Here is an 8,624-nt window from a genome sequence, read left to right on the forward strand (position 1 = left end):
AGGTCATGAATCAAGATATAAATACTGAAGTTCACAATGCTTATGAAGTGATTAAAGAAGGCGGCATTATTCTTTACCCTACAGATACCGTTTGGGGAATAGGTTGTGATGCTACTAATCCTGAAGCTGTTGCCAAAATCTACAAACTAAAACAACGCGCCGAAACACAAAGCATGATTGTTTTAATGAATGGAGAAAAAATGATTTACAACGTTTTTAAAAACGTTCCGGAAGTGGCCTGGCAGATTATGGATTTATCTGAAAAACCAACCACTCTAATTTTAGACGAAGCCAGAAACGTTGCACATAATATTATTGCAGCCGATAAATCATTAGGAATAAGATTGGTAAAAGAGCCTTTTTGTTTCAAGTTAATGGAAAGAATGAAAAAACCATTGGTTTCGACTTCTGCAAACATTTCAGGGCAGCCTACTCCTATTTCTTTCAAAGACATAAATCCCGAAATCATTAAAGGTGTTGATTATGTAGTAAAACTAAATCAGGATAAAATCGCTGGAAAACCATCGACAATTATCAAATTAACAAACGACTCGCAGGTAAAAGTTATTCGTAAGTAATTTTAGATTTAAGAGTGTAGATTTTAGATTTTTTAACACCTAGTTTTGTCATTTCGACGAAGGAGAAATCTCCGCAAGTAACTCCGTAACAAAAATCCAATCTTTGTCGAGTTTCTCGTGGAGATTTCTCCTTCGTCGAAATGACAATGTTTGTGATTATTTTTTTAACTAAAGTTTTTTTACACCCGCTTAGCCCCTTAGCAATTCTGAATCTTTGCACCTAAAAACTAAACAACCTTCAGACTCTCAATCAACCAATCGATATCTTCTTTTGTATTATAATGACTAAATGAAATTCGGAGATTTGGTAATTTTAAATCATCCTCCGAAAGCATTTCTTTTAAAACATGTGAAGGCTTTATACTTCCGGACTGGCAGGCACTTCCTCTTGAAACTGCAATTCCTTTCATATCTAAACTAAATAAAAGCATTGAAGTTTTATCTGAAGAAAAAGGTAACGTGATATTGATGATATTATAAAAATCGTCTTTTTTTCCGTTAATTCTAAAACCCAGAAAATTAAGTTCCAATTGTTCTATAAGATATTTTTTAAGATCAGAAATATGATCTCTTTCTGTGTCTAAATTTTCATAAGAAAGAGACAACGCTTTTGCCATTCCGGCAATTTGATGTACGGCTTCTGTTCCGGCGCGAAGACCTTTTTCTTGTTCTCCGCCAAAAATCAAAGGCTGTAAACCCGAATTTTTTCGAATAAAAGCAAAACCAACGCCTTTTGGTCCGTGAAATTTATGCGCACTTGCTAAAATAAAATCTACAGGAGTTTTTTGAAGATCGATTTCAGTTTTTCCAATTGACTGAACGGTGTCTGAATGAAATAAAGCATTGTATTGTTTGCAGATCACCCCAACTCTATCCAAATCTAAAACAGTTCCAGTTTCGTTGTTTACGTGCATTAGACTAACAATGGTTTTCTTTTCATCAGAAAGTAAATTAGAAAGATGCGTTAAATCAATACTTCCGTCTTGATTAACATTTACATAATCAACCTGAATATTGTAATCTGACTGCAATGCCAAAACGCTGTACAAAACAGCATGATGTTCAATTTTTGTAGTTATGATACGCTCTACTTTTAAATCTTCAACAGCCGATCTCAGAATCCAGTTATTTGCCTCTGTTCCGCCAGAAGTAAAAATAATTTCCTGCGCAGAACAATTTAAATGTTTGGCAATACTTTTTCTTGAAAGTTCTAAAACTGTTTTAGCATTTCGTCCAAAACTATGCGTAGAAGACGGGTTACCAAAATCTTCTGCCATAATTTTAGTCATTTCCTGAATGACTTCAGGTCGCATAGCGGTTGTTGAGGCGTTATCGAGGTATACTTTTTTCATTGATGCAAAGTTATGAAATATCAATTGTCTAATCTAAAAGTTCATTTGCCAAATTTTTCACTATTTTTGACCCAAATAAAATTACGATGAAAAAATATGTAAGCCTTTTAATATTGGCTCTTTTGTTAAACGGATGCGACGACGGCGATTTAACTGTAGATACAATTAATTTTGAAGATATTCAGACTTCGGCAAAATGTCCTAATTCAAGTACTGACGAAACTGCTCCAACTCTAATTTATAAATTAAAAACTCAGGAAGCATTAATACTTCAGCTGCCGGCAAACAGTATTAAAAACGATGCTACACCAGATGGTGATCCGCTTACTTACGATATAAATAATTCAACTTATCGTGTACTTTACAGAGCTTACGACGGTAAAGTTGCAGTTGATAATATTTGTGGTACAATACCGCCAAGAACACCAAATGTAACAGAAGAATGGCAGGCTACAGCAGGTATAATTGAAATTACATCATCACAAGTTACAGGAGATAAAAGCCAAACTGACGGAAGTACAAGAATTACAGGTTACAATCATCAAATTGTTTTTAGAAATATTACTTTCTTAAAACCTGCAGGTCCACAAACAGAAGAAGAATTTGTTTTTGGAAATTACACAACTTCACCAGATCCGCTATATTTGACTTTTACAACTCCGGCATTACAATGTACAGATAAGAAACAAGTTTATAATTTTAATCCAACTTCTTTTATGCAGGTTAATAATCTGGACCAGACACTTATTAAACAAGTAGTAGGTACAAGATCTGCAGCAATAACAGCAGCAGCAAACAATATAAATTATACTACTTTTAAATCTAATACAGGGACTTTAACCAGCTCGTACTTTTGTATAACCCCGGCACCTTCAGCACCAGCTATAAGCACAGTATGGAATAGCGTAGCAGATAACAAAGGTATTGTTGAAGTTACAACAACAGCAACAGGTACAACAAGTATTGTTTACAAGCATACTATTACCATAAAAAATGTTACTCTTAAAAAAGGAAACAGCAGCTTTTATTTAGCAGATAATTTTGTTCTTGGTACAATAACTGATCCTCCAGTAACAGCACCAACGTCCAAAAAATAGCAAAAAAATATTCTTACAAAAAACGTCTGTTTTTTGATCCGGTTTTTTATTAAATCAGATTCAAAAAACAGACGTTTTTTTATGCTTAAAAATAAAGAATTTTAAGTCTTAAAAATTCTTTTATTTATTGTTTTGGCGAATATAAACTTCAGTCGCACCTAAGCCATATTTTTGATAATTGGCATCCTGAAAATCAATTCCGTCATAACGACCCAATAAAAAATCAAGTTCGGCTTTTAAAATTCCTTCGCCGACACCGTGAATAAAAACGATTTTTGGAATGCGGTTTTTAATCGCAAATTCAATATGTCTTTTTGCCGTTTCTGTCTGCAGTGTCAGGATATCATAATTTGACATTCCGCGTTTATTTGGAACCAGTTTTTCAATGTGCAAATCAAATTCTGGAGCCGCAATTTCGCGTTTATCTTTCTTTTCTTTGACAAAACTTCGTGGTTTCGGTTCTGCTTTTTCTTTTGAAACCTCTTCTAAATCAATTCTTTTAATAGAATTCATTAAATTACTGGAATCCTGAATTTTAAGCAATTCATTGACAAAAAATGTCATCGTAAATCCATCCTCAGTTTCTATTAAAACTTCTTTATTTTTAACCGAAACCACTGTTCCGTTTATTGCTTCGTCTAATACCGAAACTTTATCTCCTTTAGTCAACATCCTGCTCCTCTTTTTCTTGATTTTTACTCGGCGTTTTTGCGCTTAACTGCATCATTCCATACATAAAAATGGCAATTGCAATTACCATTACATAGATATTTTTATCATCAGAAACCTGCTCATATAATGCAACTGAAATGGCAAGAATCATAATTAAAATTTTAAAAGCTTTCATTTTCTAAAGTTTAAAAATCCAAAAGTATAAAACTTTAAAATAGAAGTTTCTTTCTTCTGAAATGTTATCGAATATTTTTTTGTAAAATTGTAAAAAATTACGCTGTGAATTTAGAGAAATATATGATCCCCTGCCTATTCAAAAAACTCTTCGGAATTGAGTGCCTGGGCTGTGGTTTTCAACGTTCTCTATTCTTACTTTTTCAAGGCGAATTTTCGGCCGCTTTTAAGATGTATCCGGCCATCTACACTACCCTTTTATTTTTAATTTTACTGGCTTTATATTTTTTGGATAAATCCAGAAACTACCAAAAAATCATCTGGAAAGCTGCCGGGATAAATATCATTTTTATGTGTGTGGGTTATTACTACAAACACTTTTATCTTTAATATTTTAGGTCTGTTTTATTTCTTAACCTGATTTAAAATATCATTCATCATCTCAATTTGAACTTTCTGAATTTCGATTAATTCCTGCTGCTGGTGCATAATTAAATGATCGATTTTATCGTGAATCATTCTTATTTCTAATTCAGATTTCAGGTTAATCATATAATCTTTTTTGGCACGGTTTCTATCTTTTTCTTCCTGACGGTTTTGGCTCATCATAATTACCGGCGCCTGAAGTGCGGCTATACAAGATAAAATCAAATTCAATAAAATAAACGGATACGGATCAAAACCTTTATCCAGTAAAAAATAAACATTAGAACCAATCCAGACAACAATAAAAGCTATAAACGAAATAATAAAAGTCCAGCTTCCGCCAAAATCTGCCACTTTATCGGCTATTTTTTGACCGAAACTTCTTTTTTCATCTTCATCTTCAACAATACTTACAATTGATTTATCTTCTTTTAAAGAAGAAATAACACTTTTTTCAAGGTCAGAAAGTGTTCCAATTTCAGTTGATAAATAATTAGAAATATATTTTTGACGGTATTCATTCAATTCCTGAACCGAAATAGAGTCATCATCACAAAATGAAGGATGATCTTTTAAAATAAGGCCTAAAATGGGATCGTGGATAGAATTACCGGAAATTTTCTCACTTTCGGGAAAAGAAATATCAGAAATCGAACTTTTAAAAGTTGAATTATTTTTCATTTTTGTAGATTTTATCCGCTAATTTACACAATTAACTTCTTAAGAATCATATAAAACAGAAGCATTTATTAATCTTTTATTTATCACAAATACAATTCTGAAAGCAAAATTTCTTTCGTTAAATCATGTCCTTATTTACAAAAAACACCTTACTTTTAACGTTTTAAAATATCCACTCAATTTTACTATTGTGACTAAAGACAATATCATACAAAATATTAAGGCTCTAAAAAGCCATTCTAATATAAACTACGGTATCAAAACCAAAACTGAAGATTTTACCGAGAAGCTTTTTTACACTCTTTTTGATTCAAATGCTGCTCTTGACGAAAGTATCGATGAACTTGAAATCCGCTTTAAAGAAATAGCCGTTTTAGCCTGCAAAAAACCTCAAAATTTATGCGAATCAATCTGGGACAGATTTGTAGCAAAACTTCCGGGCGTTTTAGAAAAATTAAATCAGGATGCCGAATATATTCTTGAAAATGATCCTGCATCAAACAGCATTGATGAAGTCTATTTAGCCTATCCGGGCTTTTATGCCATTGCCATTTACAGATTAAGCCACGAATTGTATCATTTAGATTTATTGCTTTTTTCAAGATTAATGAGCGAATATGCACATAGAATTACCGGAACTGATATTCACGCCGGTGCCGATATTGCTTCGCCATTTTTTATAGATCACGCCACAGGAATTGTTATTGGCGAAACCAGCGTTATTAAAAAACACGTTAAAATTTATCAGGGTGTTACGCTTGGAGCTTTGAGTGTAAGCAAAGATATGAAAAACGCGAAAAGACATCCAACCGTTGAAGCAAATGTGTGCATTTATGCCAATGCAACGATTTTAGGAGGGGAAACCATCATTGGAAAAAATAGTATTATTGGCGGTAATTCATGGATTACTAAATCAATTCCCGAAGATTCGATTGTACTTAATACCACCACAACAGAAGTTAAAATAAAAGAAAAAAAATAAAATGGGTCCACAGAAGTTACTAAACCTAATTGGAAATACTCCATTAATGGAAACCGTCAATTTGGTTAAGAATAAAAACGTTAAGCTTTTACTGAAACTGGAAGGAAATAATCCTGGTGGAAGTGTAAAAGACAGAGCAGCATATAACATGATTGCTGCAGCGCTTGAAAGAGGAGAAATTAAAAAAGGAGATAAATTAATTGAAGCAACAAGCGGCAATACCGGAATTGCTCTTGCGATGATTGCTCAATTATTTCAAATAGAGATAGAATTAATTTTACCGGAAGATTCTACGAAAGAAAGAACACAAACCATGCGTGCGTATGGCGCTACAGTTATTTTAACGCCCGCTGAAGAGGGAATTATTGGTTCAAGGGATTATGCCGACAAAAAAGTGGCTGAGGGCGGTTATATCATGCTAAATCAGTTTGCAAATGATGACAACTGGAAAGCGCATTACAAAACTACCGGGCCTGAAATTTGGAATGATACTGATGGAACTGTAACGCATTTTGTTTCGGCAATGGGAACTACAGGAACTATCATTGGAACTTCGACTTATTTAAAAGAAAAGAATCCTGCTGTTCAAATTATTGGCGCACAGCCAAGCGACGGTTCTCAAATTCCGGGAATTCGTAAATGGCCTCAGGAATATTTACCTAAAATTTTTGATGCTTCAAAAGTAGATACTGTTATAGATGTCAGCGAAGAAGAAGCACGAGAAATGACTAAAAGATTAGCGCTCGAAGAAGGTGTTTTTGCCGGAATGAGCAGCGGCGGCTCTGTTGCCGTAGCTTTAAAACTCGCAGAACAATTAGAATCTGGCGTTATAGTAGCTGTTATTTGCGATCGCGGTGATAGATATTTGTCTTCGGATTTGTTTGATTAAAAAGAGGGTCAAAGCGACAAAGGTTCAAAGGGAAAAAGGGTTAGGGGAGCTAAGTTTTTTATAAACTACTTACAATACCTTATAACTTCCTAAAAGACGCACTGCTGTGCGCCTCTACAAAAACCTTTGCAACTTTGTAACTATGAACCTTTGCAACTTAAAAGAAAATGAACTACAGAAAACTAGGAAAAACAAACTTTAATATATCTGAAATCTCACTTGGAACCTGGCAGGTTGGAGGAAAATGGGGTTCAGGATTTAACGATAAAACTGCTGATGAACTGATCAACACAGCAATTGACAACGGCGTAAATTTTATAGATACTGCTGATGTTTATGAAAACGGATTAAGCGAAACTGCTGTTGGACGAGTAGTTCGTTCACGTTCTGAACGTATTTATGTTGCGACAAAATGCGGGCGTCAGATTAATCCGCATGTGAATGATGGATATCAGCCAAAAGTGCTTCAGAAATTTGTTGAAGACAGCCTTAAAAGAACCGGATTAGAAACTTTAGATTTGATTCAGCTGCATTGTCCGCCAACAGAAGTGTATTACCGACCTGAAATTTTTGAAATGTTTGATCGTTTGAAAGATCAGGGTAAAATTTTGAATTTGGGCGTGAGTGTCGAAAAAGTCGAAGAAGCTTTAAAAGCAATCGAATATTCGAATGTAACGACTGTTCAGATTATTTTTAATTTATTTCGCCAGCGTCCGTCACAATTATTTTTCTCTGAAGCTAAAAAGAAAGATATCGGTATCATCGCGAGAGTTCCTCTTGCAAGCGGACTTTTAACGGGTAAATTTGATGCTAAAACTACTTTTGACGCACAAGATCATAGGAATTTCAACAGAAACGGAGATGCGTTTGATAAAGGCGAAACTTTTTCAGGAATCGATTATGATTTAGGTTTAAAAGCTGTTGAAGAATTAAAAGCCTTGTTTCCGGAAACTGCAAACCTTGCTCCTATTGCTTTGCAATGGATTTTGAGTTTTAACGAAATTAGCTGTATTATTCCCGGAGCTTCAAAAGAAAGTCATGTGCTGTCTAATTTATCAGTGTATGATTTACCAAAATTAAGTTCGGAGAAAATTTCGGAAATGAATAAAATTTACGAAAAGTATATAAAACAAGATGTACATCATCTTTGGTAAAAGATTCATCAACAATTCCCAAAAAAAACTAAAGCAGAAAAAGATCTACATTTAATTTTTTTCTGCTTTAAGTTTAAATTTTGTCTTATTTTATTATTTTACAATCTTTTAGTAGCTGTGTTTTAAGCCTAAAACTTTCTTCTTTGCATGAAAATCAAAACCATGAAGAAAATTAGCTTAATTACCCTTATGATTTGTTTAAGTTTTACTGCATGTGATTCAGACAGTGAAATTAAACTTCAAGATTCTTTAAACACGCAAAAAAAAGAATCATTAAAAAATGAAGATTCTACACAAGATGAAGATTCTAAAAATTTAGAAAAATTGTATGATGAAATTATTGCACTTTCAGACAGCAATTCTGCTTGCTCTGGAGAGTGGGATTTTATAGCAATAGGAAAAAAAACTTGCGGAGGACCTCAAAAGTATATTCCTTATTCTTTAAAAATCGACAGGACTGAATTTTTAGCAAAAGTCAACTCCTATGCTATACAACAAGAAATATTTAATACAAAATGGAATATTACTTCAACTTGTGATGTTGCACGCAGACCTTTAGCTGCCGCTTGGATATGCAAACAAAAACTGGAGAAAAAGTTAAGCTACATTTTTATAATTA

Annotated in this window: 10 protein-coding genes and 1 pseudogene; 7 read left to right on the forward strand and 4 right to left on the reverse strand. The window is 33.6% G+C overall.

All coding sequences use genetic code 11. The annotated features are described in order from the left end of the window. Positions 1 to 5 precede the first annotated feature (5 nt). A complete protein-coding gene (locus ACODSB_RS13240) occupies positions 6 to 578 on the forward strand; it encodes an L-threonylcarbamoyladenylate synthase (protein WP_053473636.1) in 573 nt (190 codons plus the stop codon). A gap of 227 nt (positions 579 to 805) precedes the next feature. Here ACODSB_RS13240 and ACODSB_RS13245 read toward each other — a convergent pair whose 3' ends face one another. Beyond that, positions 806 to 1,930, reverse strand: coding sequence for a cysteine desulfurase family protein (locus tag ACODSB_RS13245; protein WP_488937395.1), 1,125 nt, complete (start codon positions 1,928 to 1,930; stop codon positions 806 to 808). Between the two features lie 86 nt (positions 1,931 to 2,016). Here ACODSB_RS13245 and ACODSB_RS13250 point away from each other — a divergent pair, with 86 nt between their 5' ends. Beyond that, positions 2,017 to 3,027 carry a hypothetical protein gene (locus ACODSB_RS13250; protein ID WP_053473638.1) on the forward strand — a complete coding sequence of 337 codons (1,011 nt, stop codon included), beginning with the start codon at positions 2,017 to 2,019 and terminating at the stop codon, positions 3,025 to 3,027. Between the two features lie 120 nt (positions 3,028 to 3,147). Here ACODSB_RS13250 and ACODSB_RS13255 read toward each other — a convergent pair whose 3' ends face one another. After that, positions 3,148 to 3,699 carry a DUF8465 domain-containing protein gene (locus ACODSB_RS13255; RefSeq protein ID WP_488937396.1) on the reverse strand — a complete coding sequence of 184 codons (552 nt, stop codon included), beginning with the start codon at positions 3,697 to 3,699 and terminating at the stop codon, positions 3,148 to 3,150. Next, positions 3,689 to 3,874 (reverse strand): hypothetical protein, encoded by a 186-nt coding sequence (locus ACODSB_RS13260; RefSeq protein ID WP_488937397.1) that lies wholly within the window; start codon positions 3,872 to 3,874, stop codon positions 3,689 to 3,691. Before ACODSB_RS13260 ends, ACODSB_RS13255 begins: the two co-directional genes overlap by 11 nt. A 122-nt stretch (positions 3,875 to 3,996) precedes the next feature. Here ACODSB_RS13260 and ACODSB_RS13265 point away from each other — a divergent pair, with 122 nt between their 5' ends. Next, positions 3,997 to 4,263 (forward strand): DUF2752 domain-containing protein, encoded by a 267-nt coding sequence (locus tag ACODSB_RS13265; RefSeq protein WP_488937400.1) that lies wholly within the window; start codon positions 3,997 to 3,999, stop codon positions 4,261 to 4,263. 15 nt (positions 4,264 to 4,278) lie between these two features. Here ACODSB_RS13265 and ACODSB_RS13270 read toward each other — a convergent pair whose 3' ends face one another. Next, a complete protein-coding gene (locus tag ACODSB_RS13270; RefSeq protein ID WP_180861274.1) occupies positions 4,279 to 4,980 on the reverse strand; it encodes a DUF1003 domain-containing protein in 702 nt (233 codons plus the stop codon). A gap of 190 nt (positions 4,981 to 5,170) precedes the next feature. Here ACODSB_RS13270 and epsC point away from each other — a divergent pair, with 190 nt between their 5' ends. The 4 genes and pseudogenes from epsC to ACODSB_RS13290 form a co-directional block, all read left to right on the forward strand. Further along, a complete protein-coding gene (epsC, locus tag ACODSB_RS13275; RefSeq protein WP_488937398.1) occupies positions 5,171 to 5,962 on the forward strand; it encodes a serine O-acetyltransferase EpsC in 792 nt (263 codons plus the stop codon). Position 5,963: 1 nt separating this feature from the next. Next, entirely contained in the window at positions 5,964 to 6,851 is an 888-nt protein-coding gene (cysM, locus tag ACODSB_RS13280) for a cysteine synthase CysM (protein WP_053473644.1), read from the forward strand. 167 nt (positions 6,852 to 7,018) lie between these two features. Further along, the gene (locus ACODSB_RS13285) at positions 7,019 to 8,005 is read left to right on the forward strand and encodes an aldo/keto reductase (RefSeq protein WP_488937399.1); all 987 of its coding nucleotides are present in this window, start codon (positions 7,019 to 7,021) and stop codon (positions 8,003 to 8,005) included. A gap of 147 nt (positions 8,006 to 8,152) precedes the next feature. After that, positions 8,153 to 8,624 (forward strand): annotated as a pseudogene (locus ACODSB_RS13290) (hypothetical protein); the annotation flags it as partial.

The sequence above is a fragment of the Flavobacterium sp. FG68 genome (genome assembly GCF_057808895.1).